Genomic DNA, 26,919 nt, shown 5'->3' with positions numbered 1-26,919 from the left:
AGGAATCCGCCATGCAACCTGTCAGCGGCCCCGGTGTGCCGGTCGGCGATCGTTCATCTGTTAATCCGCAAACTGACGCCCCGCGTGCAGGAAGCGTTGCCGGTGAACAGCCCCTTTCTCCTGCCCAGCGCACGACGCTTGAGCGTTTGATTGTGCGCATTATGTCGCTTAGCACGCTTAAGGCGCCCGAACTCTGGGCCGGTTTACGCCATGAAGTAGGTGTTAAAAGCGAAGCAGAGCTTCAGTCGCGCCATTTTCCGGCTGCGGAGCAGTTTCTCAATGCCCGCCTGGCGCAGGTGCAGACAGGCCACGGCACACGTCAGTTAATGACGCAGCTGACCGACCTGCTGCCGAAAGGTAATAATCGCCAGGCGGTCAGTGATTTTATCCGCCAGCAGTTTGGTCAGACGGTGCTGAGCGCCTTAACCCAGGACCAGCTGCGCCAGGTATTAACCATGCTGCAAAATGGCCAGATGGCGATTCCGCAACCCCAACAGAGCCGTACCAGCGATCGTTCGCTGCTGCCTGCCGAGCATCAGGCGCTGAATCAGCAAATTGTTCGTCTGGCTGCCGCGACAGGCGAATCCAGTGGCAAAATATGGACCGCTGCGCTGAAGCTGGTCAATCTCACCAGCGGCGATCCTATTCCGTCGCGCCATTACCCGCTGCTTACACAGTATTTGCAGGTGCGTCAGACGTTGAGCCAGCATAGTGCGCCGACGTTACAGCTGATTGAAGCCTCGTTAAAACATCCTTTGGATCAGCGTGAACAGCAGATGCTGCAGGATTACAGCCTGCAACGTTTTCAGGCCACGCCGCAAATGGTGCTGACCCCGACGCAAACCCAGGATCTGCTTAACTTCCTGTTTGCGCGTCGGGCGGAAAGAGCCCATGAGCAAGCCCTGGCCGACAACGAACTGAATCCGCATCCGATATGGGCGCCCATTTCCGGTTCGCTGCCGCCGGCTTTGCAACCGCTGGCAGCGCGCCCGGTGCTGAGCGCGGTCGTGGGGTTGATTGTTCTGGCCTTTTTACTGTGGCTGGTGTTGTAATTTAACACCCACAGGATGCCGCAGAAGCTGTCTGCGGCCATTCGCCCGCCTCATCGCCCCATGTCATCGGATGACCGTCTCGCTTCCAGAAATCCAGCCCGCCAATCAGTTCTTTGACTTTAAATCCCAGTAACGCCAGTTGATACGCCGCTTTGGTCGAGCCATTACAGCCGATGCCATCGCAGTAAGTCACATAGAGCAGGTCGCGATCCAAAGAAGCCGTGCTGGCTTCATTGATTTCCCGATGAGGGAAGTTTACCGCGCCGCTGATATGGCCTGCCCGCCAGGCTTCCACCTGACGGGCATCGATCACGACAATCCCCTGCCGTTGGTGGGCCAGATCGTCAGCCAGATCCCAGGCATCGGTGTAATAAGCCAGTTTGGCCTGCAGATACGCAACGCTCTGCTGCGGTAACGCCGGGGGAAAACCTAAAACAGATGACATTCTTTTTTCTCCTGTTGTGACAGACAGGCAGTTTACGGCAAAGTGGCCTACTGAATAATACCGCTTTCAACGAGGTGATAAGACCATTATGACGTCGCCGCTGCTGCAATTGTTTCATCATCAGGCAACCGGAGGTCTGCGCGACCGTCTGTGCGCCACACTTCGTCAGTGGATTGAAACCGCGCACCTTCAGGTCGGGCAGAAACTGCCCTCAACGCGTCAGCTGGCAACCGATTTAGCGCTGTCGCGCGTCACGGTTGAAGCCGCTTACGCCCAGCTTGAAAGTGAAGGTTACCTGCGGCGTGAATCCGGTCGAGGCAGCTTCGTCGCCATCACGCTGCCGGGCAGTTCGCCCCGCGTGCGCGCCAACCGGATGGCGACATTCTCACAGCGCGGCCAGCAGATGCTGGCAACGGGCGGCTGTCAGGATGCGCCCTTTCCCTATGCGTTTGCGGCAGGTTCGCCGGATTTACGTGCCTTTCCTCATCCTCTCTGGCGGCGGTTAACCGCCCGCGTTCAGCGCACCGCTGGCCCTGACGTGATGGGCTACGGCGATCCGCTGGGTTATCTGCCACTGCGCCGCGCGCTTGCTGACTATCTGGCTCTGTCACGTGGCGTGCAGTGCGAGGCTGATCAGGTGATTATTTTAACCAGTTCACAACAGGCGCTGCAGCTGCTGGCGCTAATGCTGGTTGATGCGGGTGATGAGATCTGGATGGAAGAGCCGGGCTATGCGGGGGCGCGTAATGCTTTTCTTTCTGCGGCGGCCAGAGTGCGCGGTATTCAGGTGGATGCCGAGGGTGCGGTTCCCCAACCCGGTTCCGCAAAACTGATGTATCTGACCCCTTCGCATCAGTATCCCACCGGCGTGTCCTTAAGCCTGCCGCGCCGTCTCGCCTGGCTGGACTGGGCACGTCGTCACGGCAGTTGGCTGATTGAAGACGATTACGACAGCGAGTTTCACTATGACGATCGCCCTGCGCCTGCGCTGCACGCGCTCGACAACGATAGCCGGGTCATTACCCTCGGAACCTTTTCGAAATCGCTGTTTCCCTCGCTGCGTCTGGCGTGGATGGTGGTGCCAGGCCCGTTGGTGGCACCTTTAGGCCGGGCGCGCAGCCTGCTGGACGGGCATAGCGCGCTGCTGCCGCAGGCGGTAACGGCAGAATTTATGCAGCAGGGGCATTTTGCCAGCCACTTGCGGCTAATGCGCCAGCTTTATCACAGCCGTCGCGATCGCCTGCTGGAGCAGCTAGCGCAGCGTCTGACGCCATGGCTCAGGCCGTTTCCCTGCCCGGCTGGATTGCAGACAACCGTTGCACTGGTGCAGGGCGACGACGCCGCCTTAACGTTACAGGCGACAAAGGTGGGTTTATTACTGCCCCGACTCAGCCCACTGTACGGCGATAGCGCACCTCAGCAAGGCTGGATTTTAGGCTTTGCGGCGCTAACGCCCGATGAGATTGTGGCCGGGTGCGACAAGCTGGTCAGGCTGCTTTCAGCAGGCTCATCACGCAATAGTGGCTGAGTGGCAATCCCAACGTAAAAAAGGCCGGCAAGCGCCGACCTTTTCGTAGGGTTCACGTCATGCTGCGTGCAGCATGACGTTTTAATCCAGCGTTATGCCTGGTATTTGCGCATGGTCAGCGTGGCGTTGGTGCCACCAAAACCAAAGCTGTTAGACATCACGGTGGTCAGCGTTTTTTCTGTCGGCTGCGTCACGATATTCATGCCTTCTGCCGCCGCATCCAGCGAACTGATATTGATGCTTGGGGCAATAAAACTGTGCTCCAGCATTAGCAGCGAGTAGATGGCTTCCTGCACGCCCGCCGCCCCTAAGGAGTGGCCGGTCATCGCTTTGGTGGCAGAAATGTACGGCGTGTTGTCGCCAAACACTTCTCGAATCGCGCCCAGTTCTTTGACATCACCGACCGGGGTAGAAGTACCGTGGCTGTTCAGGTAGTCGATTGGCGTGTCCACGCCGTGCATCGCCATCTTCATGCAGCGCACTGCGCCTTCACCCGATGGCGCGACCATGTCTGCACCATCTGAGGTTGCACCGTAACCTACGATTTCAGCGTAAATGTGCGCACCACGTGCCAGTGCATGCTCCAGTTCCTCAACCACGACCATACCGCCGCCGCCCGCAATGACGAAGCCATCGCGTTCGTTATCATAGGTACGTGAGGCTTTTTCTGGCGTCTCGTTGTAACGCGTAGACAGTGCGCCCATTGCATCGAACTCACAGGCCATTTCCCAGCACAGCTCTTCGCCGCCGCCCGCAAAAACAATATCCTGTTTGCCCAGCTGAATCTGCTCAACCGCGTTACCGATACAGTGCGCAGAAGTCGCACAGGCTGAACTGATCGAATAGTTTACGCCGTGGATCTTGAACGGCGTAGCCAGACAGGCTGAAACGCCTGACGCCATCGCCTTGGTCACCACATAAGGGCCTACCGCTTTCAGACCGCGTGGGCTGCGCATGGCATCCGCACCAAAAACCTGAAAACGTGGGGAACCTCCGCCAGATCCTGCAATCAGACCAACGCGTGGATTGTTCTGGTAAGCCTCGTTGCTAAGGCCAGAATCTTTGATAGCCTCTTCCATAGAGAGGTAAGCATAGATGGACGCATCACTCATAAAACGCACAACTTTGCGATCGATGAGGCCAGTGGTATCGAGTTTAACGTTACCCCAGACGTGACTACGCATGCCGGAATCTTTCATCTCTTGGGAAAAAGTGATGCCTGAGCGGCCCTCACGCAGAGATGCCAGCACCTCTTGCTGGTTATTACCAATACTGGAAACGATCCCTAAGCCAGTAATCACAGCACGTTTCATTCAATCATCCTCACCACTTCTGTTATTTGACGAGCACTCTAGCTTACACTTGTACGCCGAACAAGTCCGATCAGCCATTTCCTTTTGTAAATTTGCGTCATGTCACGTCGACCGATAAAATCCTGACACTCCCTGAAAAATGAGCCTTTACTGTGAAACTGCCCCAGGTTGAACACGCCCAACTGAGCTGGAACGAACAGGGTACACCTGTTTCCCGAGCGTTTAACGACGTCTATTTTTCCAATGACAACGGTCTGGAAGAGACGCGGTATGTCTTTCTGGGTGGCAATGATTTCCCGCAACGCTTTCATCAGCATCAACGCGATCTGCTGATTGTTGCCGAAAGCGGTTTCGGCACAGGCCTTAATTTTCTGACGCTGTGGCAAGCCTTTGATTCCTTTCAGCGCCACCATCCTGATGCGGCCTTAAAACGACTGCATTTCATCAGCTTTGAAAAATTTCCGCTGACCCAGGCCGATTTGACGGCGGCGCATCAGCACTGGCCCGAACTGGCCCCCTGGGCTGAACAACTTCAGTGCCAGTGGCCCCTGGCACTGCCGGGCTGCCAACGTGTGTTATTTGATTCGGGCCGCATCACGCTGGATCTGTGGTTAGGCGATATTAATGCGCTAATTGATAATTTTGATGACAGTCTGCATCGTCAGGTCGATGCCTGGTTTTTAGATGGCTTTGCGCCGTCGAAAAACCCCGATATGTGGACGCCTGACCTGTTCCAGTCGATGGCAAAACTGGCGCGACCGGGTGGCACCTTCGCGACCTTTACGGCGGCGGGTTTTGTGCGGCGCGGTTTGCAACAGGCGGGCTTTGCGGTGACCCGGCGTAAAGGGTTCGGGCCAAAACGGGAAATGCTGTGCGGTTCGCTTGAGACCGCACCCGCGCTGGCGCATCGCCAGCCCTGGTATGCGCGCCCTGCACTGTCCGGCAAGGAGATTGCCCTGATTGGCGGCGGCGTCGCAAGCGCCACGCTGGCCCTTGCGCTGCTGCGCCGGGGCTTTCAGGTAACGCTCTACTGTGCCGATGAGGCACCCGCTCTGGGCGCGTCCAGTAATCGCCAGGGCGCGCTGTATCCCCTGCTGAATCAGCACGATCCCGCGCTGGCCAGCTTCTTTCCTGCTGCATTCAGTTTCGCCCGTCGCCTGTATGACGCACTCGATCTCCCTTACGAACATGACTGGAGCGGTGTATTACAGTTGGGCTGGGACGAGAAAAGTGCCAGCAAGATTGCGCAGATGCTGAAGATGGCCTTACCGGCTGAGGTCGCTTACAGCGTCAATCGCGACGAGGCGGAGGCACTGGCCAACGTGGCGCTGGATTGTGGCGGCATCTTTTATCCGCTGGGTGGCTGGTTAGCCCCGGCCGAATTGACGTCTGCGTTGTTATCCTACGGAGAACGACTCGGATTGCGTGTTCACTGGCTGCACCGCGTCACCGCGCTGGAACCGCATTCGCAAGGCTGGCAGTTGACCTTCAGTGAACAACCCGCCACCTGCCACCAGGCTGTGGTGCTGGCCAACGGTCATGCGATTACCCATCTGACCCAGACCGACTCGCTGCCGGTTTATCCGGTCGCCGGCCAGGTCAGTCATATTCCGGCTTCACCCGCGTTATCGGCGCTGAAAACGGTGCTCTGTTATGACGGTTATCTGACCCCAGCCAGCCCACAGTTTGGGACGCACTGTATCGGCGCCAGCTATCACCGTGGCGATACGTCAACGGACTACCGTGAAGACGACCAGCAGCAAAACCGCAGCCGTCTGCAGCACTGCCTGCCCCACAGCAGGTGGGTGGATGAAGTGGACGTCAGCCAGGGCGAGGCGCGCAATGGCGTGCGCTGCGCCACCCGGGACCATTTGCCCATGGTGGGCAGCGTGCCGGATTACGCGGCGACGCTTACCACCTATGCGGATCTTGCACAGCAACGCGCCCGCGAAGCAGAAAGCGAAACGGCACCGTATTTTTCAGGGCTTTATGTGTTTGGCGCGCTTGGCTCACGTGGATTGTGCAGTGCGCCCCTGGCGGCAGAAGTGCTGGCGGCTCAGCTCAGCGGCGAACCCCAGCCGCTGGATGCCAGCACGCTGGCGGCGCTCAATCCAAATCGTTATTGGGTAAGAAAATTGCTGAAGGGCAAAAAAGCGGGGAACTAGCACGGGCGGCGTACCGCCCCGTGCATTCAGGCAGACTGCTGGCGGGCCTGTAAAAACAGGTTATCCCACATACCAATCACCAGCGCCTGATCCCGGGGCGATAATTCTCCGGCGGCGATAGCGTTTTGCAGGCTTCGTGTCACCTGGATCTGTAACGCTTGCGGCGTGTGTTCGTCCAGGCGTTCCACTTCCGCCACTGCCAACGTGAGGTGGCCACGCAGATAACCGCTGGCAAATAGCTCATCGTCACTGGCGTGCTCAACCATGTCGTCAATCAGGGCCAGAATACGTGCCTCAAATTCTGCGATCATCTCATCATTCCTCTGTTATTAAGTCCCTTCTGCATCACAAATCGTCCGGCCAGGGAAATTGCGATGCGGTCAGAGAAGGCCTGCCATAATAGTCAGCCAGGGCTGAAATAAAGCGTGCGGGACGGGCAGGAATACCCGACGCCAGGTAGTTCATGACCTGGGCATGAACCTTTCGCTGGAACACAATGCGATCTGGCTCACAATCTCCTTCGAGATTGTCACAACTGACGTTGAAGGGAAAGCCTGCAGCCACACAAAACATCCATTCCAGCGCCTGCGGCTTAACCTCTACCGCTTCGAACTGGCTTTGCGTTTGCGCGTCGCGACCATCCGGACAATACCAGTAACCAAAATCCACCAGCTTGCGCCGGGCTTCACCCGCGATGCACCAGTGCGAAATTTCATGTAACGCGCTGGCGTAATATCCATGAGCAAACACCACCCGATTCCATGGCGATTCGTCATCCGCAGGAAGATAGATCGGTTCGTCATCGCCTTTAATTAGACGGGTCTGAAAGTCGTGGCTAAAGCAATCATCAAACAGCGCGATCAGCTGTTCGTAGTTATGAGTTGTTGTCATTAAATCATCACGTAAAAGTATTACAGATTCAGCGTGGTCAGCCAGGCCATCAATTCACTGCCGTGGCTGTCCCAGAGCAGTTTGGCGCTCATGACCGCCGAAACGATTACCACCATCGGGCGGATCAGCTTTTGTCCACGTGCCAGCACCAGCCTTGCACCCAGCCGGGCGCCACAAAATGCCCCCAGCATCATGATAAGCCCTGTGCCCCACACCACTTTGCCACCAAATATAAAAAACAGCAGGCTACCAAAGTTGGAGGTGAAGTTAAGCAGCTTGGCGTGCGCGGTGGCTTTTGCCAGGTTATAACCGCACAGCGTAACGAAGGCCAGTGCGTAAAATGAGCCGGCACCCGGCCCAAAAAAACCGTCATAAAAGCCGATACAGCCACCGCCAATCAGGGCGAAAGGCAGCCCCTGCAGACGGTGAACGCGGTCTTCTTCACCGATACGTGGCATCAGCAGAAACCACATGCCGATAGCGATTAACAACAGCGGCAACACCTGACGCAGCATATCAGCCTGCAGGTGCTGGATGAGAATGGCCCCGCCAATCGACCCCAAAAAGGTCATGGCGATATTCAGCCGCTGCTCGCTGAGTCGGATGGCCCCGCGCCGGACAAAATAGAGGCTGGATGAGAAAGATCCGCCGACCGATTGCAGCTTGTTGGTCGCCAGCGCCTGCGCCGGTGACAGCCCGGCAGCCAGCAAAGAGGGAACCGTTAACAGTCCGCCGCCGCCCGCAATGGAGTCAATGAAACCGGCCAGCAGGGCAATAAAAAACAGCAGCACAACCAACAGCGGGCTGACAACGAACCATTCCATGGGAACCCTTACAGTAAATGTTTATCCAGCAGTGCCTGACAGGCCGCAGGCAGCGGCGGTGGCTCACGTTTTACCGGCGCAGAACCAGGCTGTTTGGGTAAAAACCAGCTCTGAAGTTCGGCTCCACAGCCATCACCCGCAGGCGGTGGGGCCTGCTCTTCACACTCGGTGCTGCCCTGAGGACAGCGCAAGCGAACGTGCATGTGCGCGCGATGCGCAAACCAGGGACGCACTTTTCGTAGCCAGCCGCGGTCGCTACCTGCATCAGCACAAAGCTGCTTTTTAATCGCCGGATTGACGAAGATACGTGTCACATCCTCATCTTTGGCCGCCAGTTTGATCAGGCTATCGATTTCAGGCTGCCAGTGACGCGCCACCACGTTCTTGTCGTCAGCGGTGACGAGATCCAACGGCTGCGGTTTAAGGAGTTGCTGCGCGCTCCAGCGGGTTTTAGGCAGTTGTAGCCAAATATCGACGTCCAGCCCGGTTTGGTGGCTGGCATGTCCACTGCTAAAGCGCCCGCCTGCCGCCATGCCCATATCGCCAATCAGCACGTTTCCCAGTTGGAGGTTATGCGCCTGGGTTGCCAGGCGCTGAATAAACAGGATCAGATCGGGATGACCGAAATAGCGGCGCTGATCCTGGCGCATGACCTGATAATCCGGCGAGTTAAGCGGCAACGCCTGGGCACCCACGATACAGCCGTTGGCAAAGCCCCCAATCGCATTGGGCTCACCCGCAACAGGGTGCTGGATACGTTGCCACGGCGTTGCCGCCAGGCTGGAGGCACTCAGCAGGAGCGCACTCACCATCAGCAAGATTTTCATAGGCTCACCAACGTGGCACCGTCGAGTTAACCTCACCGCACTGCGCGCGCTGGCGCAGCAGATGATCCATCAGCACGATCGCCATCATGGCTTCTGCAATGGGCACGGCACGGATGCCCACACAAGGATCGTGACGACCTTTGGTGATCATCTCCACTTCCTCGCCATCGCGGGTGATGGTTTTACCCGGTACGGTAATACTGGAGGTCGGTTTCATGGCCAGATTCGCGCTAATCGTCTGACCGCTGCTGATGCCGCCGAGGATACCGCCTGCATGATTGCTCTGAAAACCGGTGGCGCGGATTTCATCACGATGTTGACTGCCGCGCTGATTCACTACGGCAAAACCGTCGCCGATTTCCACACCTTTCACCGCGTTAATGCTCATGAGCGCATGCGCGAGGTCAGCATCCAGGCGATCAAAAACCGGTTCGCCCAGGCCTGGTGGGACATTTTCCGCCATAACCGTGACCCTGGCCCCAATCGAATCCCCTTCTTTCTTCAGGGCGCGCATCAGTTCATCCAGCGCCTCCAGCTTGTCGGCATCCGGGCAAAAGAAGGGATTCTGTTCAACGATGCTCCAGTCTTTCAGTTCGCAGGCAACGTCGCCGATCTGCGCCAGATAGCCGCGAACCAGGATACCGTGCTTCATCTGCAGGTATTTTTTAGCAATCACGCCGGCCGCCACGCGCATCGCGGTTTCGCGTGCCGATGAACGGCCACCGCCACGGTAGTCACGCGTGCCGTATTTTTGCTCATAGGTGTAATCCGCATGGCCCGGACGGAACAGGTCTTTGATGGCACCGTAATCCTGCGAACGTTGATCGGTATTCTCGATCAGCAGGCCAATCGAGGTACCGGTGGTGATGCCGTCAAAGACACCGGACAAAATTTTCACCTGATCCGGCTCACGGCGCTGGGTGGTGTAGCGCGACGTTCCCGGACGGCGACGATCAAGATCGTGCTGGATATCGGCTTCGGTTAACGGAATGCCCGGCGGCACGCCATCAACGATACAGCCCAGGGCAATACCGTGAGATTCACCAAACGTGGTGACGCGAAAGAACTGTCCGATGCTGTTTCCGGCCATTGAGATTCCTTGTTACGGTTTGACGGGCGAAAGTTCGCCCACCCTTTTAGTCTTTATAAAATGAGAAATGGTGCTGTGCATCAACGATCTGCTGACGGGTGAGCATAAAGACACCGTCACCGCCGTTGTCGAACTCCAGCCAGGTGAAAGGCACGTCAGGATATTGCTCCATCATATGCACCATGCTGTTACCCACTTCGCAAATCAGCACGCCCTGTTCGCTCAAATAGCCCGGCGCGCAGGCGAGGATGCGACGCACCAGTTTAAGCCCGTCGCTGCCCGCAGCCAGACCCAGTTCGGGTTCATGCTGATATTCGCTCGGCAGGTCGTCCATATCTTCTGCATCAACATAAGGCGGGTTAGTCACGATCAGATCGTACTGTACCGGCGGCAGTTCGCGGAACAGATCGGCGCGAATCGGCGTCACGTGATGCATCAGACCGTGCTCTTCAATATTCTGCTCGGCTACCGCCAGCGCATCATGAGAAATATCCACCGCATCGACTTCAGCTTCCGGGAACGCATAGGCACAGGCAATCGCAATACAGCCGCTGCCGGTGCACATGTCCAGAATATGACGCGGTTTTTCCGTCACTAAACCGGCAAAGCGGTTTTCAATCAGTTCACCAATCGGTGAACGAGGCACCAGAACGCGTTCATCAACGTAAAACTCATGGCCGCAGAACCAGGCCTTGTTGGTGAGATAGGCGACCGGGATACGCTCGTTCACGCGGCGAATGACGCGCTCAACGATGCGATGGCGTTCGCTGGCTGTCAGGCGCGCGTTTCGCATATCTTCCGGGATATCTAAGGGTAACCACAGCGTGGGCAGAACCAGCTGGACAGCTTCGTCCCAGGGATTATCTGTGCCGTGTCCGTACCAGATTCCGGCAGCGGTAAAGCGGCTTACCGACCAGCGCAGCATATCCTGAATGGTGTGCAGTTCATTCACTGCCTCATCGACGAAAATTTTGTCCACGTAGCCCTCCGCAGGCCTTTTACTAAATCGGCCGATAGTTTGCCACGAAGCCGAGGAGAATTCAGCGCGGCAAGGTGAAAAAGCTGACAATTAATGACGGTTAACGGTAAGGTATCGGCTTCTGCTGTTAATCAGCCACCTCAGATATGATTTACGAATAATGAGTAAAAAAACCCCCCTGAGCCAGGATGATCAAGCGCTGTTTCGCCAGTTGATGACGGGCACGCGTCAATTAAAACAAGACACTATCGTGCACAAACCGGCAGTCAAAACCCGGGAAGTCCCGATAAAAAGACTGTTGTCTGAACAAGCGGATAACAGCCACTACTTTTCAGATGAATTCCAGCCGCTGCTGTCCACTGAAGGGGCAACGCGCTATGTTCGTGCCGACGTGAGCCACTTTGAGCTGAAGAAGCTGCGCCGGGGTGATTACACGCCAGAGATTTTTCTTGATCTGCACGGGCTGACCCAGATGCAAGCCAAGCAGGAGTTAGGCGCGTTGATTGCCGCCTGTCGTCGCGAACACCTTTTTTGTGCCAGCGTGATGACCGGACATGGTAAACATATTTTAAAGCAACAAACGCCGTTGTGGCTGGCCCAGCATCCCTGGGTGATGGCCTTTCACCAGGCACCCAAAATGTTTGGCGGCGATGCCGCGTTATTAGTCCTTATTGAAATTGAAGAGTGGCAACCGCCAGAATTGCCTTGATATTCAGGCAAAAAAACGTCTTAAGCCCCTTGCCCTGCCGTCCCGCTTGTTCCCCCTTTGCCGGGGGAATCCGCGCCACTGCGTTACACCTTCTTCCCTCATCACGCGTCATTCCGCCACTTATTGTCCGGGCGTTCTGCTGATTTCTGTTCAGGCTGACGCAGACTATTTGCTTAAGAAACTATTTATACTGAATACAATTTTCCCGCTGCCGATAACGTTCAGGCATTTAGGCATATTACGTTTGAACATTATTGGCACATTGACCAAGGGAACTTTTTGAATGAGCGGGTTGAGTAATTTTTTTGAGAATTTAAAAGTGGGCAAAAAGCTCATGCTCGGTTTTGGGCTTATTTTATTGTTGAGTCTGGCTGTCGCGATATGCGGCATTAAAAATCTGAATGACATTAGCGTGCGGGCCGAAAAGCTCAGGGAGCTTAAAAGCGTCAATGACAGGTTTTCACAGGCCAAAGATGCCCGCCTGCAATTCGTTAAAACACATGATGAAAAATTCATCGTTCTGAACGAAGACATGCTGAAAGAGGTAGATCAGAACTTGAAAAACCTGGGCGTTTTTCGTTGGGATGACAGTCAGCAGGCAATGATTACCGCGATGCCGTCGGCCATTGCCACTTACCGGCAGAAACGGGCCGGTACCGTGCAGGCCGTCCGTGACGGTACGCAGGCGCTGACGAATCTCTCCGTGGCTGATGAGATGCGTGCTATTGGTCAGCTCGCCGCAAGCAATAACGGTGACGCGCAGACCGCCGCCGCGTTGCAGGAGATCAATAAGCATTTGAGCGGCGTAGCGGTGCGGGTGAAACTCTTTGGCCTTGAGCATAAAGATGAAGATCGCAATGTGCTCAGCAGCTTCCTCACTGAAACCGTCGGACTTATTGCGCAGATCAAATCTCGGCTTAACCCCGCAGACGCTGCAGCAATCGACAAAATCAGTGAACAGCTCGTGACAAAACAAGCGGATATCAGCGCGATGATGGCCTCGGTAAAAGCGGGCGAAGAGGCCACAGCCGAACTGGCGGCGGCAGGCAAAACCCTGACCGATATGAGCAATGCGTTGTTCACCCAACAGCTGGACGCCACTAATCACGATGCCAGACAAGCCGTTTGGCTGATGGCGACCATTGTTATTGGTGCCATCATTGCGGGTATTCTTATTGCGCTGTTTATTACCCGCCAGCTGACGCGTCCCTTATCTGAGCTTCTGCATATTGCCCGACAAATGGCACGTGGCGATCTCAGCACCGTGATGCACACCTCTCGCCGGGATGAACTGGGCGAACTCATGCATGCGGTAGGTGAAATGAGTGATGAACTGCGCCGGATTATCAGCGGTATCCGCAGCGGCGTCACCAGCGTGAGTCAGGCGTCGGCAGAAATCGCCTCCGGGAATAATGACTTGTCTGCGCGAACGGAAAGTCAGGCGGCCGCCCTTGCGCAAACGGCAGCCAGCATGGAGCAGCTGACATCCACCGTAAAACAGAATGCCGATAATATTCATCATTCCAGCAGACTGGCGCAGGAAACCTTCGACACGGCCAGCCGTGGCGGACAACTGGTTACCAGCGTGGTCAGCACGATGAATGAAATTTCTGCCAGCTCAGGAAAAATCTCGGAGATCACCTCCGTGATTAACAGCATCGCGTTTCAGACCAATATCCTGGCACTGAACGCTGCGGTCGAAGCGGCACGGGCCGGCGAACAGGGTCGGGGTTTTGCCGTCGTCGCCAGTGAAGTGAGAAACCTGGCGCAGCGCAGCGCGTTGGCCGCGAAAGAAATCGAAACGCTGATTCAGGATTCGGTTGCCCGTATCAGCGCGGGTTCGCAACTGGTCAGTCAGACAGGCAACACCATGGGTGAAATCGTTACCTCAGTCAGCAATGTGACAGAGATACTGAACGAGATTTCTCAGGCATCTGAAGAGCAGAACCGCGGCATTGCGCAGGTGGGCGTGGCTATCGTTGAAATGGATAACGTGACGCAGCAAAACGCGGCGTTAGTGGAACAGTCCTCTGCGGCGGCCAGTGCGCTTCATGACCAGGCACAAACGCTGGCAGGCTCGGTATCACGTTTTGTGATTGCGTAATCTGTTCGGGAAAAGCCTGACGGGATGGTTGTTCCGTTGAGGATTCATGCATGTTCGGGCCATTTTATGGCCCGACATCATTACATGGCTTTCGCCAGTTTTTTCGGGCTAATCTGCCACAGCAATGTGCCCTGGCTTTCAGCGGGATCGAAGTCAACGCAGGCGATTGCAGAAGTGGCAAACATTGGCGGTGTTTCCTGGGGGCACAGTTCCGACACCAGGTATCCCACCAACGGTAAGTGAGAGATCACCAGCACCGATTTCACTCCTTCATTGGCCAGCGCCTGCAAATGGCATCCCACCAGACCGGGATCGCCGCCGGGCGTGAGTTCCGGCAAAATATCCTCACCGTCTGGCAAAGGAAAGGCCTCACGAAACGTGGCGAGCGTTTGCTGCGCACGCAGATAAGGACTGACCAGTACACGTTCAATGTCAACAGACTGACCTTTTAACCAGTTTGCCATTTGACGTGATTCGTCACATCCACAAAGCGTTAAAGGCCTGACCGAATCACTGGCAGCCTCAAGAGCCGCATCGCCGTGACGCATGATAAAAACTTGCATAAAGCACCGCTGTAGTTTGTCGACATCGCCTGATGCATTCGCGTCAGGCGCTTCATTCTGCGAATGAACGTCGTGTTGTACCCTAATGACTTCAGTATAGTCAACCGGTTGTTTATTAAATAAGCACCTGTCAGATTCGTGTAGCGCCTCACGCTTGTGCGGCGCGTTTCTAACCCCCTGAATCAGGATGGGTATTCGTATTTATGAAGAAGTGTAAAACTTTGTCTGCTGTTCCGCCGCGCGCAGCAGTGCGTCACAGGGCGCAAAACGGTCACCGTATTGCTGCTCAAGCCGCGTTAATCTGCTCACAACCTCTGCTGCGCCCAGCCTGTCAATGTAATGAAACGGCCCTCCCAGGAACGGCGGAAAGCCAATGCCAAACACGGCACCGATATCACCGTCCCGCGGCGAGCGAATAACCTGCTCATCCAGACAGCGCACCGCTTCGTTTACCATCATCAACACACAACGCTCGGCAATCTGCGCGCCACTCTGCGTCTTCACCGGTTTACGCTTCAATAAGCTGTACACCGCGGGATCGACTTTTTTGCGCGCGAATCGCGATGATCCATACAGATAAAACCCCTTACCGTTTTTACGCCCTTTGCGTCCATCCTGAATCACCGCATCCAGCGCAGAAGGCGCAGCAAACCGCTCGCCATAAGCCTGCTGTAACCCCGGAGAGATTTTACTGCCGACATCAATCCCCACTTCATCCAGCAACTGAACGGGCCCGACCGGGAAACCAAACTTCACCAGTGCCCGATCGATGTGATCGATCGGCTCCCCTTCCACCACACAGCGCATGGCTTCATTGATGTAAGGCGTCAGAATACGGTTGACGTAAAAGCCCGGTTTGTCCGCCACCACTATCGGCGTTTTACCCTGTTTTCGTGCCAGCGTGACCGTGCTGGCCAGCGTTTCAGGTGAGGTTGTCGCATGCGGAATCACCTCCACCAGCGGCATTTTTTCTACCGGACTAAAGTAATGCAGACCGATGATGTTCTGCGGACGCTGGGCCGTCGCAGCAATCTCCGCAATAGGGATCGATGACGTGTTAGACGCAAAGATCGTATCAGGCTGACAATGCGCCTCGACGTCGGCCACCATCTGCCTTTTAAGCGCCAGATCCTCAAACACCGCCTCAATGACCATATCGCGGTGAGCAAAACCCTGATAATCCGTGCCGCCGCTGATGCGTGCCATCTGCTGCTGACGCTGCGCCGGACTTAACTGCCGACGTTTCACTTTTTTACCGAGCAGCGCCCAACTGGTTTGCAGCGCATGGTTGATGCCTTGCAGGCTGATGTCTTTGATGCGCACCGGCAACCCGGCATTCATGGCGCTGACGCTGGCGATCCCGCCGCCCATCAGTCCGCCCCCCAAAACCCCAACCCGTTGGATGAGTCGTGGTTCGGCACGGGTCCCGTTCTCTTTCTTCAGTGCTGTTGAGGCAAAAAACAGACTGCGCAGCGCGGCCGACTCGGGTGTCATCGCCAGCTCGCCAAACGCGCGCGCCTCGGCGGCATAACCGGCCTGGCTGTTCTGCTCCAGGCCGATGCGTACCACCTCGATGATGCGCTGTGCCGCAGGATAGTTACCCTGCGTTTTACGGTCGGTTTCACGCCTGACCAGCGCGAACAGCGCCTGGCGAGCCACCGGGCCTTGCAGCAGTCGATCGCGCAATGGCAGCGGCGCTCTGCGCAATTTTCCTTTTTTTACCTGCGCAATGGCGGTATCCAGCAGAATGGCCTGCGGCACGGCATCATCCACAATGCCCAGCTTTTTCGCCTGTTTTGCTCGCAGATTTTTACCGGTAAGAATGAGCGGTAGCGCTTTCTGCACGCCGATTAAGCGAGGCAGACGCTGGGTACCACCCGAGCCCGGCAGTAATCCCAACTGTACCTCCGGCAGGCCGATGCGGGTTTTATCATCCAGCGAGCAGATGCGCGTGTTACAGGCCAGCGCCAGCTCAAGACCACCGCCCAGGCAGGCACCGTGGATCGCTGCAACCACCGGAAAAGGTAAGGCTGCGATAGCGGCCATCACCTCCTGTCCTTGTCTCGCCAGCGCTTCCGCCTCATGGGCGTTTCGACAACGATCGATCATGCTGATATCGGCACCTGCAACAAAGTTGTCAGGCTTGCCGGAAATCAGCACCAGCCCCAGCAACTGCGGGTTCTTGCGCGCCTGCGCGATGATCGCCGCAATCTGCGCCGCAAATTCCGCCTTTAATGTATTCATCTTTTCATCTGGCACATCAATGGTGATCACGCCAATGTGATCGTCCCGCATCTGTAATGTGAAAGCGCTCTGTTCCATTATTCGGCCTCCAGAACCATTGCTGCACCTAAACCCCCGGCGGCACAGGCCGTGACTAAACCCAGCCCCCCGCCCCGGCGGCGTAATTCATTTAACGTCTGGGTGATCATGCGCGCACCGGTGGCGGCAAAGGGATGCCCAAAGGCGATCGATCCGCCCGAGACGTTAAAGCGCGCCTCGTCGACCTCGCCCAGCGCATGCGGACGGTTTAGCACGTCCCGGGCAAAGCGTTCATCACGGAACATTTTTAAATTGCTTAACGTCTGCGCCGCGAACGCCTCGTGCATATCTATCAGGGTTAAATCACTTAGCGTGATTCCGGCGCGATCCAGCGCTAAAGGTGAAGCATAGGCCGGCCCTAGCAGCATGTCCTGCCAGACGTCGATAGCGGTAAACGCATAGCTGCGTAAGTAGCCCAGCGGCTGTAAACCAAGCTCTTTTGCCCGGCCTTCACGCATCAAAATGACTGCCGCCGCACCGTCGGTAAGCGGCGTGCTGTTTGCCGCGGTGACAGTACCGTGCTGGCGGTCAAACGCCGGACGCAGTCGGGCATAGTCGGCGGCTTTCGCATCCATGCGCACATTATTATCCTGTTCAATGGGCGTTTTCCACGGCGGTACAAAAGCGGCCATCACTTCCTGATTCAGCACGCCTGACTGCCAGGCCTGGGCTGCACGCTGATGCGATCGCAAGGCCAGCGCGTCCTGCTCTTCCCGGCTAATGCCGTGCGTTTTCGCCATCTGTTCTGCGGTATCACCCATGCGTAATCCTGTGGAATATTCCGCGACCGCAGGCGGCACCGGTAACAGATCTCGGGGCCGCAACCGCCGCAGAATATGTAACTTCTGCGAAAGGCTGCGCGCTTTATTCATGTCCACCAGCGCACGCGCCAGCGTTTTACTCACCCCGACAGGCAACACCGAGGAGGAGTCAGCCCCGCCCGCAATGCCCGCAGAAATGGTACCGGCCAGTAAGCTTTCAGTGACGTTTGCCACCGCCTGAAAGCTGGTGGCGCAGGCCCGGCTGACGCTGTAGGCGTCGGTATTCACACTCAGGCCACTGCTCAGCACAATCTCACGCGCAATATTCGGTGCTTCCGGCATCTGCACCACCTGCCCGAAGACCAGTTGTTCGATGATGTCGACCGGAAGCTCACTACGGGCCATGATTTCGCTTATCACCATGCGGCCCAGCTCGACCGCTGGGATGCCGTGAAAACCCGTAGCCTGGCGAAGGAAAGGTGTACGTAATCCGTGGGTTATGGCGATGCGCTCGCCATTACGCGTCAGCAGTGACTGCGCTTTGCTCATTGTTTTCACCTGTACATCGTGACCGAGGCATCATTGCCGAAAGAGGTCTGACCTGATCCACAGTGTTAACCACAAGCCGGGGCGCCGCCAACATCAGGAGGAGAAAAGTGAGATGAGAAACACGAAAATGAAAAACGCCGCACAGAAGCGGCGTCGAAAGCCTTAACGTAAACCGAGTTGAAAAATCAGGGTTTCAGCCTGACAGCTAAAGGTGAAATCGATATTAAGCTGCACGCCGTCGGCCGCTTCCACCATGCTGGCTTGAATAACACAGGGTTCGGACTCGACCTGCCGCGCTTTTTCAGTCAGGCGGGCCAGTTTACTTTCCGCCTCGGCACGCCGGGCAAACCATTCTGACCAGCTGGCCGTACAGTCCGAATTATCCATCACCGTACCGACATCAACACAACAGCACGCGGCCGTTTCTGTCGCGCTACATTTTTTTAAAGCATCAGTCATGGGTCTCTCCTGACAACACATCATAAGGTGGGTAATTTTCTGCTAAAAATTTTACGCCTTCGTTTTTCAGGCTGCCAGACACACCGCGCTAAGTGACGAATATCACAATAAAATTTGATATGGATCAGTTTTAATCCTGCCTCTCTTGCCGTTTTATCCTGAGAAGTGTTAAGCAGATCGAATTTTCATCGATCAAATTGGAAATATTTTAAAAACAATATTGCAACATGTGTACAGGTCGGACCTATACTCTCCGCACTGGTCTGATATGTACGTTTGACATCAGTCCATACAATCCGCCGTTCCTTGTTACGCGACGTCACAACGTTAAATAATAATTCACATGAGGTTGTGGTCATGAACCATAAAAACCTGTTCGCAAAGTCAGCCGTGGCAGCTGCAGTAGCGCTAATTTCCTCTAACGTATACGCAGCCGGATTTCAGTTAAATGAATTTTCTTCCATTGGTTTAGGTCGCGCTTATTCTGGCGAAGGCGCAATGGGTGATACGGCGGCCTCAGCCAGTCGTAACCCGGCAACCATGGCGCTCATGGATCGTCCTGAGTTTTCTATCGGTGCGGTTTATATTGATCCTCAGGTCGATATCAGTGGGCAAAGTCCATCGGGACGCAGTCTGGATGCGAAAAACATCGCCCCCAATCAGTGGATCCCTAACCTGCATTACGTCCAGCCGATTAACGATCAATGGTGGGTTGGCGCATCCGCGACCTCAAACTACGGCCTGGCGACAGAATTTAATGATGGCTATACCGCGGGGGGATTCGGCGGTAAAACCGACCTGATGACCGCTAACCTGAACCTCAGCACCGCTTATCGTCTGAATGAGCATTTCAGCTTCGGTGTGGGCTTTGACGCTGTTTATGCCAAAGCAAAAATTGAGCGTTATGCTGGCGAATCCTTCTCTGCACTCGGCATTCCGGCTGATACGCAGATTGCCCGCCTGAAAGGTGACAAATGGGGCTACGGCTGGAACGCCGGTATTTTGTATGAAGTGGATGAAAATAACCGTTTCGGTTTCACCTACCGCTCTGAAGTGAAAGTCGATTTCGATGGGGATTACAAAAGTAATCTGCCCGCCGCTATCAATGCCTTTAATCTTCCCGGTGCACCTTTTGGCACAAGCGGTAATACCATTCCGGGGTCACTAACCCTGAACCTGCCAGAAATGTGGGAAGTTTCAGGCTGGCATAAAGTGGCACCGCAGTGGGCCGTGCACTATAGCCTGGCTTATACCAGCTGGAGCCAGTTCCAGGAGCTGAAAGCGACGGGCTCAAACGGCCAGACGCTGTTTTACAAAGATGAGGGGTTCCATGATGCCTACCGCATCGCACTGGGTACCACCTATCAGTACGACAAAAACTGGACCTTCCGCAGCGGTATCGCCTTTGATGACAGCCCGGTTCCGGCAGATAAACGTTCTATCTCTATCCCGGATCAGGACCGTTTGTGGCTGAGCGCCGGTGCCTCTTATGCGTTTAACGACGCTGCATCGGTAGACGTCGGCGTGTCTTACATGCACGGTCAGAAAGTCACCGTACAGGAAGGCAACTATACCTTTAACTCCAGCGGTAAAGCCTGGCTGTATGGCGCGAGCTTTAACTACAAGTTCTGATGCGCTAAACGCATAAAAAAAGCGACACTGCGTGTCGCTTTTTTATTGTCCAACAGTCATCAACGTTATCAGGACGACAGCGTAACAGCCTTACATCATCCTGAGGCCGCCCTTTGCACAGGCGGCTTTTCACTGGACTTGGCTTACTGAGAATCAATATCTTTCAGATCGCCCTGAATCGCCGCAGCGTTAGGATTATCTTCTGGCTTCAACTTGCCGCCGCGCGCCAGGAAGTCATAGCGCTGGAAATAGGCGCTACGCACAAAGGCGTAAGGATCGCGTTGCTGTTTCAGGATGGCATCCGAGTCCAGCAGTTGCGCGCGTGATTCAATGCCTTCCAGTGTCCATTTACCAATCGACATGGGCCAGGTCAACCAGCCAAGCACAGGATAAAGCGTATCGACGTAGTCACCGCCGTCCTGACGCACCGTGAAGCTCCCATAGCCAGGTAACTGCACATAAGGACCGTAACCCACACCATAATGACCCAGCGTAGTACCAAAACGCTGCGATCCCTGACGTGCCAGTTCCGGATTGGCTTTACCGGCGACATCGATGAAACCGCCCAGCCCCAGCACCGTATTCAGGAAGAAGCGCGTAAAGTGGATACCCGCGTTACGCGGATCGCCGACCAGGATAGCATTCACCATACTGGCTGGCTCGCCAAGGTTACCCAGGAAGTTGCTCAGGCCAGCACGTGCAGGCACGGGCACGTAGTCGCGCCAGGCGACTGCCACAGGGCGCAGCACGTACGGGTCCAGCACGTTATAGTTGAAGTTGAACATTGTGCGGTTAAAGCCTTCAAGCGGATCGCTACGCCCTGCAGGCGCGTCGTCGTCAGGCTTTGAACTGGCACAACCAACCAGAAGCACACTGGCCAAGGCCAGGCTGGTCAGGCGGTGATCCATTTTTTTCTCCCTGTGCATGTAAGTTATTTATACCCTGCAAGTTTCACCGGGTAGATCAGCGCATTGCAGCAAGCATAGCTGATATCTCCCGTGCGGTTCACAGATTCAGACATTGCCAGATAGCAGCCGGTTAAGGCTGCTGCTGATCGATCGCCACGGCAATGTGCTGATGACCATCCCAGGGAACCACTGCGCTAAGCCCGAACCAGTCGCCCGGCTCTGGACTGGCGCGGCCATTGCGTGAAATTCTGACGCGCACCTGGATCTGTTTCTGCGCCGAAAGACGGCGATCTTGCAACATGGCATTACTGTCATCCAGCGTCAGCGATACGGGAAAATGGCCGGGCGATAGCCGCTTCACCGCCACCGGGACAGGCGATATACCGTCAGTAACCGAAATATACATGACTCCGCCCGGCGGTAACATTTTTTCTGCCTGCGGAGAAAGTGTCACGTCGACCGCCAGTTGTGTGTTTTGCTGCCCGGCGTCTGTTTTGGCTTGTTCAATGCTGTGCGCGATGCCGTCGCGACGAGGATCATCGGCCGGCAACATGTGCAACAGCGCTTCCCAACTGTCTATGGCCTGCGAATACTGCTGCTGTTCAAACGCATTATAGGCCAGCAGACTCAGCGTGCGGATATTCTGCGGATGCTGTTTAAGCAGAACCTTAAGCAACAGCCCGGCCTGGCGGTTATCCTGAGGATCGCCCGATCGCGTCAGTACCTCGGCATAATCCTGCTTTAAGGCCATATTGTTGGGTGCTAACTGGAGTGCTCGCTCAAACGCCTGACGGGCGGTTGTGGCATCATTGAGTACCATACCAAGACGGCCCAGCATCGCCCAGCCGCCACGATTATCAGGTTCGCTTTGCAGTTGGCTGCGCAAACCGAGCTGTAAACGTGAGAGTTGCTCCAGGGTAAGCGGCCGGGCATGAGGGTCCATGACCTGCGCGCGCAGCGCCGGATAGTCTTCCTGTATCTGCATCCAGCCACTCAACTGCGTTAATCCGCCGGTTTTGAGATAGCTCGCCACAGACACGACGATCAACACGATAAGGCCGGGTAACAGCACCCAACGACGGCTGCTGCTGTGCGCGTGGGTCTCCGACGCAGGCGGGATGTCACTGAGCAGGGTTTGCTGCAACTCTCGCTCCATCACGGCCCGATCGGCAATCACGCCCTGTTCTTCATCCTGAGTGAGTTCAGCCAACCGTTGCTGATAAAAATGTGTGTTAAGGCTGTCACGCGCATCTCCGCGCGCCTCGCGTTGTCGCCAGCCTGCAGCCAAAAACAGCACGCAGGCCGCCAGCAGGAGCAGCAACATCGTGATTAAAAAAACCGCCATTATACTTTCCTGTCCGACTTCAGAATCGCCGCCAGGCGCTGCTGTTCTTCATCATCAAGCTCGCTGCGGGTTTTGCGCTGACGACTACGCAGCACGATCACGGCAGCGCCCAGTACCATAAACAGTGCCGGCCCGGCCCATAAGATCAGGGTGGATGGGGTGACAGGCGGCTGGTAGCTGACGAAATGGCCATAGCGCGCCACCATATAGTCGATGATCTGCTGACGACTCTGTCCCTGTTTCATCAGTTGGTAAACTTTTAACCGCATATCTGACGCAATCATGGCGTTGGAGTCGGCAATGCTGTTGTTCTGGCACTTAGGGCAGCGCAGCGAGGCCGTGATGTCCCGGTACTGCTCTTCCTGCGCGACGGAGTCAAATGCATAGGTATCCATCGCGGCCCACAGGCTGGCGCTAAACAGCAGCCCACAGATCATCATCACAAGGGATTTCATGCGCCGCTCTCCTTCATATATTTATCCCACAATGGCTTCACTTCCTGTTGCCAGACGCGCGGGTTCAGGTCACCGGCATGGCGATAGCGAATAATCCCGTTGCCATCAATCAGAAAAGTTTCAGGTGCACCGTAGACGCCAAGATCGAGGCCCAGCATTCCGTCACCATCATACAGGCTGAGCGCATAAGGATTCCCCAGCGTATTCAGCCAGGTCACCGCCTTTTGGCGATCGTCTTTGTAGTTCAGCCCTACAACACGGACGCCCTGCTCTGCCAGCGCATTAAGATAGCGATGCTCGGCGCGGCAGGTTGGACACCAGGTCGCCCAGACGTTCAGCAACAGCGGCTTACCGGTAATCAGCGTCTGCTGATTATAGGTTTGACCCGGTTTATCCAGCGCCTCCAGCCTGAAAACGGGCAGGGGCTGGCCAATCAGAGCTGACTCCAGCCGGGAAGGATCGTCCCCTTCAGCATTCCGTGACAGTTGCCACAGGAGGGCGGCTGCCAGCAGTAAAAATAATCCCAGCGGAACAAACAGAATTTTTTTCATGCCTGCGCCTCAGGATCGGCTTTCTTGCGCGAGCGATAGCGGGGGTCCAGTAAACAGAACAGGCCGCCGACAGCCATGAACAACCCACCAAACCAGATCCAGCGAACAAAGGGTTTGTAATAAAGACGCACCGCCCAGCTGCCGTCATTCAGCTCTTCACCCAGCGCAGCGTAAAGATCACGGGTAAAACCCCCGTCAATAGCCGCCTCGGTCATCATGGTACGCGCAGCAGAGTAAAAGCGTTTTTCGGCATACAAGATGGCTTCCGGCTTGCCCTTGCGAGAAACATCAATGACTGCGACGCCGCCACTGTAGTTAGGGCCTTGTAACTCCTGAACATCACGAAAAACAAAATGGTAGTGATGGATATCGACGCTGTCCCCTGCTTTCATTCTTACATCGCGCTCAACGCTGTATTGAGTACTGAACGCAATGCCAATCACGGTGACGCCCACGCCAAGGTGTCCCAGCACCATGCCCCAGTGACTGCGCGAAAGATGACGTAATCCGGTGAAAAAACGGTGACGATGGGTGGCGCGTTCATGCAGCTCCATCAGGGTCAACACGATGATCCATACCGCCATCAGTAATCCCACCACCGTCATGGCTTCAACACGATCCTGTAACCACCAGGGCAGCAGCACGGACGCGATCAGCGTGACGACCAGCGCTAACAGCAAACGGCGCACCAGTTTTTGCGGTTCATCACGTCGCCAGCGCACTAACGGCCCAATACCGAGCATCAATGCCAGCGGGGCCATTAACCAACTAAACATCGCATTAAAGAAGGGTTCGCCTACCGAAATGCTGCCCAGGCCTAATTGCTTATGCACTAAGGGCAACAGCGTACCGAGCAGCACCACCAGCATGGCCGCAATCAACAGTACGTTATTCCCCAGCAGGAAAGATTCGCGCGACCAGAGTTCATTTTGCACCCGACTGCGCACCTGTCCGCCTTTAATGGCATACAGCAGCAGTGAACTGCCAATCACAATCACCAGGAATGCCAGAATAAACATGCCGCGCGCAGGATCGGAGGCAAACGCGTGCACCGACACCAGCACGCCAGAGCGAACCAGGAAGGTGCCGAGCAGGCTCAGTGAGAACGCGGTGATGGCCAACAACACCGTCCAGGCTTTGAAGGTGCCGCGTTTTTCCGTGACCGCCAGCGAATGCATCAAAGCGGTGCCCGCCAGCCACGGCATAAAGGACGCGTTTTCCACCGGGTCCCAAAACCACCAGCCGCCCCAGCCCAGTTCGTAATAAGCCCAGGCTGAACCCAGCACAATGCCGATGGTGAGAAAGAGCCAGGCGGCGGTGGTCCAGGGGCGCGACCAGCGGGCCCAGGCCGTATCCAGCCGTCCCGCCATTAACGAGGCGATGGCAAACGCAAAGGCCACGGAGAAGCCGACATAACCCATATACAGCAGTGGCGGATGAAAAATCAGACCGATATCCTGCAACATTGGGTTGAGATCGCGACCGTCTACAGGAAAATCGGGGAGCGTCCGGCTAAACGGATTTGAGGTGAGGATAATAAACAGCAAAAAGCCCAGATTAATCATCCCCATCACTGACAACACACGGGCCAGCGCGTCCTGCGGCATACCACGGCTGAATATTGCCACGGCCAGCGTCCAGCTGCTGAGCAGCAGCACCCACAACAGCAACGAGCCTTCGTGCGCGCCCCAGGTCGCGGCAATGCGGTAATACACCGGCAGGAGCGTATTGGCGTTGTTAACGACATAGCTGACGGTGAAATCATTAACGATAAAGGCCCATACCAGCAGCATAAATGCGCCCGCGATGCAGGCAAACAAACCGGCGGCAAGCGGGCGCGCCATTGCCATTAAACGCGCGTCCTGACGCCATGCGCCCCACAGTGGATAAACGCTGAGCAGAAGCGCCAGCGCTAAGCCGAGACAGAGTAAAAAACTGCCCACTTCTGGCATCATGGTGTGTTCCCTGCCTGCTGTTTCACGGCTTCCTGCCCTTGCGGTGCGGGCTTCATTGCCATGGTAATTTCGGGTGGCGTGTAGTTTTCATCATGTTTCGCCAGCACCTCTTTCGCGTTAATCAGATTGCCGGGTTCAAGAACGCCCTGGGCTACGACGCCCTGACCTTCACGAAACAAGTCCGGTAAGATGCCGACAAAGTTAACGCTGACCACGGCGCTGCCGTCATAAAGCTGAAAGGCGACGGCCAGGGTTTGGGGATCGCGTGTCACACTGCCGGGCATCACCATGCCGCCCACGCGCAGGCGCTGTCCCGGCTCAGGCCTGATATGCGCTTCGCCTTTGCCATTGATAATTTCACCCGGCGTGTAAAACAGATCGATATTGGACCGCAGCGCATACATCACCAGCGCCGTGGCCAGCCCAAGTCCGGTTAGTATCGCCAGCACAACATACAGACGATGACGACGACGGGTATTCACTTTTCCTCTCCTGTCGGTTCACTGGCATGTTGACGTCTGGCCGCACGCTGGCGGCGCTCCCGGGCATCACGCTGACGAATGTCAGCCAGCAGACGACGATGCGACAGCAGCGCGTGCAGTGCCAGCCCCAACATGGGTAGTACCGTACACAGGACGGCCAGCCAGACATAGAAGGCATAGCCTCCCATGGCAAAGAAGTCATGCCATGAGGCAAAAGCAGGCGTCATGACTTGCTCCTTGAGTTTGCAAGAGCAATCGCCCAGGGACGTCGGCGTTCCGTTAGCAGGATGAGATTACGCAGGCGCAGTAGCGTAAGGGTAATAAACAACAACAGGTAACCCAGAATCGCCCAGCGCAGCGGCGTGCGCATCGGTGGCGCTATCGCCTGCTGCATCAGCCCGGACGATCCCTGGTGCAGGGTATTCCACCACTGCACGGAAAAATGAATGATGGGCAGATTGATCACGCCGACCAAAATCAGCACACCGGCCGCGCGTCCGGCCGTCCGGCGATCGTCAAACGCATGGTACAGCGCGATAACGCCCAGATATAAAAACAGCAGCACCAGCTCAGACGTTAATCTGGCGTCCCAAATCCACCAGGTGCCCCACATCGGTTTGCCCCAGGCAGAACCGGTGACTAAGGCAATAAAGGTGAAGACAGCTCCCACCGGTGCCATCGCTGCCGAGACCAGATCGGCCATTTTCATTTGCCATACCAGGCCGGTGAATGCGGCAACCGCCATGGCGCTGTAAACGCCCATCGACCACATTGCCGCAGGAACGTGAATATACATAATCCGAAAGCTGTCGCCCTGCTGATAATCCGGCGGTGCATAGCCAAATCCCCACACCCATGCCAGCAGCAAACTCGCTATGCAGGCCACGGCGCACCACGGCACCAGCCGACCGCATAACTGATAGAGCCGTTCAGGCTTTGCCAGCTGATGTAATCCTTTCCACATGATGAATTGCTCACATTTAATTAGTGCTTATCTGCACGTCTGTTGC

Annotated in this window: 26 protein-coding genes; 6 read left to right on the top strand and 20 right to left on the bottom strand. The window is 56.0% G+C overall.

The annotated features are described in order from the left end of the window. The first annotated feature begins 11 nt into the window (after positions 1 to 11). Positions 12 to 1,052, top strand: coding sequence for a flagella biosynthesis regulator Flk (flk, locus tag NR177_RS08875; RefSeq protein WP_063880338.1), 1,041 nt, complete (start codon positions 12 to 14; stop codon positions 1,050 to 1,052). A 1-nt stretch (position 1,053) separates the two neighbouring features. Here the strand turns inward: flk and NR177_RS08870 are convergent, their stop codons facing one another. Then, on the bottom strand, positions 1,054 to 1,497 hold the full coding sequence (locus NR177_RS08870; protein WP_063880339.1) for a rhodanese-like domain-containing protein: 444 nt from the start codon (positions 1,495 to 1,497) through the stop codon (positions 1,054 to 1,056). 88 nt (positions 1,498 to 1,585) lie between these two features. Here NR177_RS08870 and NR177_RS08865 point away from each other — a divergent pair, with 88 nt between their 5' ends. After that, entirely contained in the window at positions 1,586 to 3,025 is a 1,440-nt protein-coding gene (locus NR177_RS08865; protein WP_256852709.1) for a PLP-dependent aminotransferase family protein, read from the top strand. Positions 3,026 to 3,117: 92 nt separating this feature from the next. On the opposite strand, the gene fabB is transcribed toward NR177_RS08865, so the two are convergent. Then, positions 3,118 to 4,338 carry a beta-ketoacyl-ACP synthase I gene (gene fabB, locus NR177_RS08860; protein ID WP_063880341.1) on the bottom strand — a complete coding sequence of 407 codons (1,221 nt, stop codon included), beginning with the start codon at positions 4,336 to 4,338 and terminating at the stop codon, positions 3,118 to 3,120. 152 nt (positions 4,339 to 4,490) lie between these two features. Between fabB and mnmC the strand changes: the two genes are divergently transcribed. Next, positions 4,491 to 6,503, top strand: coding sequence for a bifunctional tRNA (5-methylaminomethyl-2-thiouridine)(34)-methyltransferase MnmD/FAD-dependent 5-carboxymethylaminomethyl-2-thiouridine(34) oxidoreductase MnmC (gene mnmC / locus NR177_RS08855; RefSeq protein ID WP_256852708.1), 2,013 nt, complete (start codon positions 4,491 to 4,493; stop codon positions 6,501 to 6,503). Positions 6,504 to 6,529: 26 nt separating this feature from the next. Here the strand turns inward: mnmC and NR177_RS08850 are convergent, their stop codons facing one another. From NR177_RS08850 to prmB, 6 genes are read right to left on the bottom strand one after another with little or no spacing between them, the layout of a single operon-like run. Further along, positions 6,530 to 6,814 carry a YfcL family protein gene (locus tag NR177_RS08850; protein WP_063880343.1) on the bottom strand — a complete coding sequence of 95 codons (285 nt, stop codon included), beginning with the start codon at positions 6,812 to 6,814 and terminating at the stop codon, positions 6,530 to 6,532. A gap of 34 nt (positions 6,815 to 6,848) precedes the next feature. Then, a complete protein-coding gene (locus NR177_RS08845; RefSeq protein WP_063880344.1) occupies positions 6,849 to 7,394 on the bottom strand; it encodes an elongation factor P hydroxylase in 546 nt (181 codons plus the stop codon). 20 nt (positions 7,395 to 7,414) lie between these two features. Next, positions 7,415 to 8,218: a sulfite exporter TauE/SafE family protein gene (locus tag NR177_RS08840; RefSeq protein ID WP_256852707.1), complete on the bottom strand. Its 804-nt coding sequence runs from the start codon at positions 8,216 to 8,218 to the stop codon at positions 7,415 to 7,417. 8 nt (positions 8,219 to 8,226) lie between these two features. After that, positions 8,227 to 9,045, bottom strand: coding sequence for a penicillin-insensitive murein endopeptidase (gene mepA / locus NR177_RS08835; protein ID WP_096010911.1), 819 nt, complete (start codon positions 9,043 to 9,045; stop codon positions 8,227 to 8,229). Positions 9,046 to 9,049: 4 nt separating this feature from the next. After that, a complete protein-coding gene (gene aroC, locus NR177_RS08830) occupies positions 9,050 to 10,135 on the bottom strand; it encodes a chorismate synthase (protein WP_063880347.1) in 1,086 nt (361 codons plus the stop codon). A 46-nt stretch (positions 10,136 to 10,181) separates the two neighbouring features. Continuing rightward, a complete protein-coding gene (gene prmB, locus NR177_RS08825) occupies positions 10,182 to 11,114 on the bottom strand; it encodes a 50S ribosomal protein L3 N(5)-glutamine methyltransferase (RefSeq protein ID WP_096010913.1) in 933 nt (310 codons plus the stop codon). A gap of 160 nt (positions 11,115 to 11,274) precedes the next feature. Between prmB and smrB the strand changes: the two genes are divergently transcribed. Both smrB and NR177_RS08815 read left to right on the top strand, forming a co-directional pair. Next, positions 11,275 to 11,823: an endonuclease SmrB gene (smrB, locus tag NR177_RS08820; protein WP_063880349.1), complete on the top strand. Its 549-nt coding sequence runs from the start codon at positions 11,275 to 11,277 to the stop codon at positions 11,821 to 11,823. Positions 11,824 to 12,106: 283 nt separating this feature from the next. Then, positions 12,107 to 13,927: a methyl-accepting chemotaxis protein gene (locus NR177_RS08815; RefSeq protein ID WP_145393998.1), complete on the top strand. Its 1,821-nt coding sequence runs from the start codon at positions 12,107 to 12,109 to the stop codon at positions 13,925 to 13,927. Positions 13,928 to 14,007: 80 nt separating this feature from the next. On the opposite strand, the gene sixA is transcribed toward NR177_RS08815, so the two are convergent. The 4 genes from sixA to NR177_RS08795 all read right to left on the bottom strand — a co-directional run bounded on the left by sixA (position 14,008) and on the right by NR177_RS08795 (position 18,581). Beyond that, positions 14,008 to 14,490, bottom strand: a complete 483-nt coding sequence (gene sixA, locus NR177_RS08810; RefSeq protein WP_063880351.1) for a phosphohistidine phosphatase SixA — start codon at positions 14,488 to 14,490, stop codon at positions 14,008 to 14,010. Positions 14,491 to 14,691: 201 nt separating this feature from the next. Further along, entirely contained in the window at positions 14,692 to 16,812 is a 2,121-nt protein-coding gene (fadJ, locus tag NR177_RS08805) for a fatty acid oxidation complex subunit alpha FadJ (RefSeq protein ID WP_256852706.1), read from the bottom strand. After that, positions 16,812 to 18,122 (bottom strand): acetyl-CoA C-acyltransferase FadI, encoded by a 1,311-nt coding sequence (fadI, locus tag NR177_RS08800; RefSeq protein ID WP_256852705.1) that lies wholly within the window; start codon positions 18,120 to 18,122, stop codon positions 16,812 to 16,814. Before fadI ends, fadJ begins: the two co-directional genes overlap by 1 nt. 162 nt (positions 18,123 to 18,284) lie before the next feature. Then, positions 18,285 to 18,581, bottom strand: coding sequence for a YfcZ/YiiS family protein (locus NR177_RS08795; RefSeq protein WP_256852704.1), 297 nt, complete (start codon positions 18,579 to 18,581; stop codon positions 18,285 to 18,287). Between the two features lie 357 nt (positions 18,582 to 18,938). On the opposite strand from NR177_RS08795, the gene fadL reads away from it, so the two are divergent. Then, on the top strand, positions 18,939 to 20,213 hold the full coding sequence (gene fadL / locus NR177_RS08790; RefSeq protein WP_063880355.1) for a long-chain fatty acid transporter FadL: 1,275 nt from the start codon (positions 18,939 to 18,941) through the stop codon (positions 20,211 to 20,213). Between the two features lie 143 nt (positions 20,214 to 20,356). On the opposite strand, the gene mlaA is transcribed toward fadL, so the two are convergent. From mlaA to NR177_RS08750, 8 genes are all read right to left on the bottom strand, one after another. Further along, a complete protein-coding gene (gene mlaA, locus NR177_RS08785) occupies positions 20,357 to 21,121 on the bottom strand; it encodes a phospholipid-binding lipoprotein MlaA (protein WP_063880356.1) in 765 nt (254 codons plus the stop codon). A 130-nt stretch (positions 21,122 to 21,251) separates the two neighbouring features. Next, complete coding sequence (gene ccmI, locus NR177_RS08780) at positions 21,252 to 22,466, bottom strand: c-type cytochrome biogenesis protein CcmI (RefSeq protein WP_256852703.1); 1,215 nt, start codon at positions 22,464 to 22,466, stop codon at positions 21,252 to 21,254. Then, positions 22,466 to 22,921, bottom strand: a complete 456-nt coding sequence (locus tag NR177_RS08775) for a cytochrome c-type biogenesis protein (protein WP_256852702.1) — start codon at positions 22,919 to 22,921, stop codon at positions 22,466 to 22,468. The genes ccmI and NR177_RS08775 overlap by 1 nt, the downstream gene beginning before the upstream one ends. Next, positions 22,918 to 23,472 carry a DsbE family thiol:disulfide interchange protein gene (locus tag NR177_RS08770; protein WP_063880359.1) on the bottom strand — a complete coding sequence of 185 codons (555 nt, stop codon included), beginning with the start codon at positions 23,470 to 23,472 and terminating at the stop codon, positions 22,918 to 22,920. Before NR177_RS08770 ends, NR177_RS08775 begins: the two co-directional genes overlap by 4 nt. Continuing rightward, positions 23,469 to 25,427: a heme lyase CcmF/NrfE family subunit gene (locus NR177_RS08765; protein WP_256852701.1), complete on the bottom strand. Its 1,959-nt coding sequence runs from the start codon at positions 25,425 to 25,427 to the stop codon at positions 23,469 to 23,471. The genes NR177_RS08770 and NR177_RS08765 overlap by 4 nt, the downstream gene beginning before the upstream one ends. Further along, on the bottom strand, positions 25,424 to 25,909 hold the full coding sequence (gene ccmE, locus NR177_RS08760; protein WP_256852700.1) for a cytochrome c maturation protein CcmE: 486 nt from the start codon (positions 25,907 to 25,909) through the stop codon (positions 25,424 to 25,426). The genes NR177_RS08765 and ccmE overlap by 4 nt, the downstream gene beginning before the upstream one ends. Then, a complete protein-coding gene (ccmD, locus tag NR177_RS08755; protein ID WP_256852699.1) occupies positions 25,906 to 26,136 on the bottom strand; it encodes a heme exporter protein CcmD in 231 nt (76 codons plus the stop codon). Before ccmD ends, ccmE begins: the two co-directional genes overlap by 4 nt. Beyond that, positions 26,133 to 26,873, bottom strand: a complete 741-nt coding sequence (locus NR177_RS08750; RefSeq protein WP_109717628.1) for a heme ABC transporter permease — start codon at positions 26,871 to 26,873, stop codon at positions 26,133 to 26,135. Before NR177_RS08750 ends, ccmD begins: the two co-directional genes overlap by 4 nt. Positions 26,874 to 26,919 lie beyond the last annotated feature (46 nt).

The sequence above is a fragment of the Pantoea sp. Fr+CA_20 genome (genome assembly GCF_024520835.1).
Taxonomy (GTDB): domain Bacteria; phylum Pseudomonadota; class Gammaproteobacteria; order Enterobacterales; family Enterobacteriaceae; genus Pantoea; species Pantoea allii.
This window is presented reverse-complemented; position numbering and strand designations above follow the sequence as displayed.

What these genes read in the sequence shown, in the direction of transcription:
- NR177_RS08865 (WP_256852709.1), top strand. Translation starts at nt 1,586, where the DNA reads ATGACGTCGCCGCTGCTGCAATTGTTTCATCATCAGGCAACCGGAGGT.
- sixA (WP_063880351.1), bottom strand. Translation starts at nt 14,490, where the DNA reads ATGCAAGTTTTTATCATGCGTCACGGCGATGCGGCTCTTGAGGCTGCC.
- fabB (WP_063880341.1), bottom strand. Translation starts at nt 4,338, where the DNA reads ATGAAACGTGCTGTGATTACTGGCTTAGGGATCGTTTCCAGTATTGGT.
- flk (WP_063880338.1), top strand. Translation starts at nt 12, where the DNA reads ATGCAACCTGTCAGCGGCCCCGGTGTGCCGGTCGGCGATCGTTCATCT.
- NR177_RS08775 (WP_256852702.1), bottom strand. Translation starts at nt 22,921, where the DNA reads ATGAAATCCCTTGTGATGATGATCTGTGGGCTGCTGTTTAGCGCCAGC.
- NR177_RS08795 (WP_256852704.1), bottom strand. Translation starts at nt 18,581, where the DNA reads ATGACTGATGCTTTAAAAAAATGTAGCGCGACAGAAACGGCCGCGTGC.
- NR177_RS08815 (WP_145393998.1), top strand. Translation starts at nt 12,107, where the DNA reads ATGAGCGGGTTGAGTAATTTTTTTGAGAATTTAAAAGTGGGCAAAAAG.
- fadI (WP_256852705.1), bottom strand. Translation starts at nt 18,122, where the DNA reads ATGAGCAAAGCGCAGTCACTGCTGACGCGTAATGGCGAGCGCATCGCC.
- fadL (WP_063880355.1), top strand. Translation starts at nt 18,939, where the DNA reads ATGAACCATAAAAACCTGTTCGCAAAGTCAGCCGTGGCAGCTGCAGTA.
- mlaA (WP_063880356.1), bottom strand. Translation starts at nt 21,121, where the DNA reads ATGGATCACCGCCTGACCAGCCTGGCCTTGGCCAGTGTGCTTCTGGTT.
- smrB (WP_063880349.1), top strand. Translation starts at nt 11,275, where the DNA reads ATGAGTAAAAAAACCCCCCTGAGCCAGGATGATCAAGCGCTGTTTCGC.
- NR177_RS08845 (WP_063880344.1), bottom strand. Translation starts at nt 7,394, where the DNA reads ATGACAACAACTCATAACTACGAACAGCTGATCGCGCTGTTTGATGAT.
- ccmD (WP_256852699.1), bottom strand. Translation starts at nt 26,136, where the DNA reads ATGACGCCTGCTTTTGCCTCATGGCATGACTTCTTTGCCATGGGAGGC.
- NR177_RS08765 (WP_256852701.1), bottom strand. Translation starts at nt 25,427, where the DNA reads ATGATGCCAGAAGTGGGCAGTTTTTTACTCTGTCTCGGCTTAGCGCTG.
- fadJ (WP_256852706.1), bottom strand. Translation starts at nt 16,812, where the DNA reads ATGGAACAGAGCGCTTTCACATTACAGATGCGGGACGATCACATTGGC.
- mepA (WP_096010911.1), bottom strand. Translation starts at nt 9,045, where the DNA reads ATGAAAATCTTGCTGATGGTGAGTGCGCTCCTGCTGAGTGCCTCCAGC.
- NR177_RS08840 (WP_256852707.1), bottom strand. Translation starts at nt 8,218, where the DNA reads ATGGAATGGTTCGTTGTCAGCCCGCTGTTGGTTGTGCTGCTGTTTTTT.
- NR177_RS08770 (WP_063880359.1), bottom strand. Translation starts at nt 23,472, where the DNA reads ATGAAAAAAATTCTGTTTGTTCCGCTGGGATTATTTTTACTGCTGGCA.
- ccmI (WP_256852703.1), bottom strand. Translation starts at nt 22,466, where the DNA reads ATGGCGGTTTTTTTAATCACGATGTTGCTGCTCCTGCTGGCGGCCTGC.
- NR177_RS08750 (WP_109717628.1), bottom strand. Translation starts at nt 26,873, where the DNA reads ATGTGGAAAGGATTACATCAGCTGGCAAAGCCTGAACGGCTCTATCAG.
- NR177_RS08850 (WP_063880343.1), bottom strand. Translation starts at nt 6,814, where the DNA reads ATGATCGCAGAATTTGAGGCACGTATTCTGGCCCTGATTGACGACATG.
- aroC (WP_063880347.1), bottom strand. Translation starts at nt 10,135, where the DNA reads ATGGCCGGAAACAGCATCGGACAGTTCTTTCGCGTCACCACGTTTGGT.
- NR177_RS08870 (WP_063880339.1), bottom strand. Translation starts at nt 1,497, where the DNA reads ATGTCATCTGTTTTAGGTTTTCCCCCGGCGTTACCGCAGCAGAGCGTT.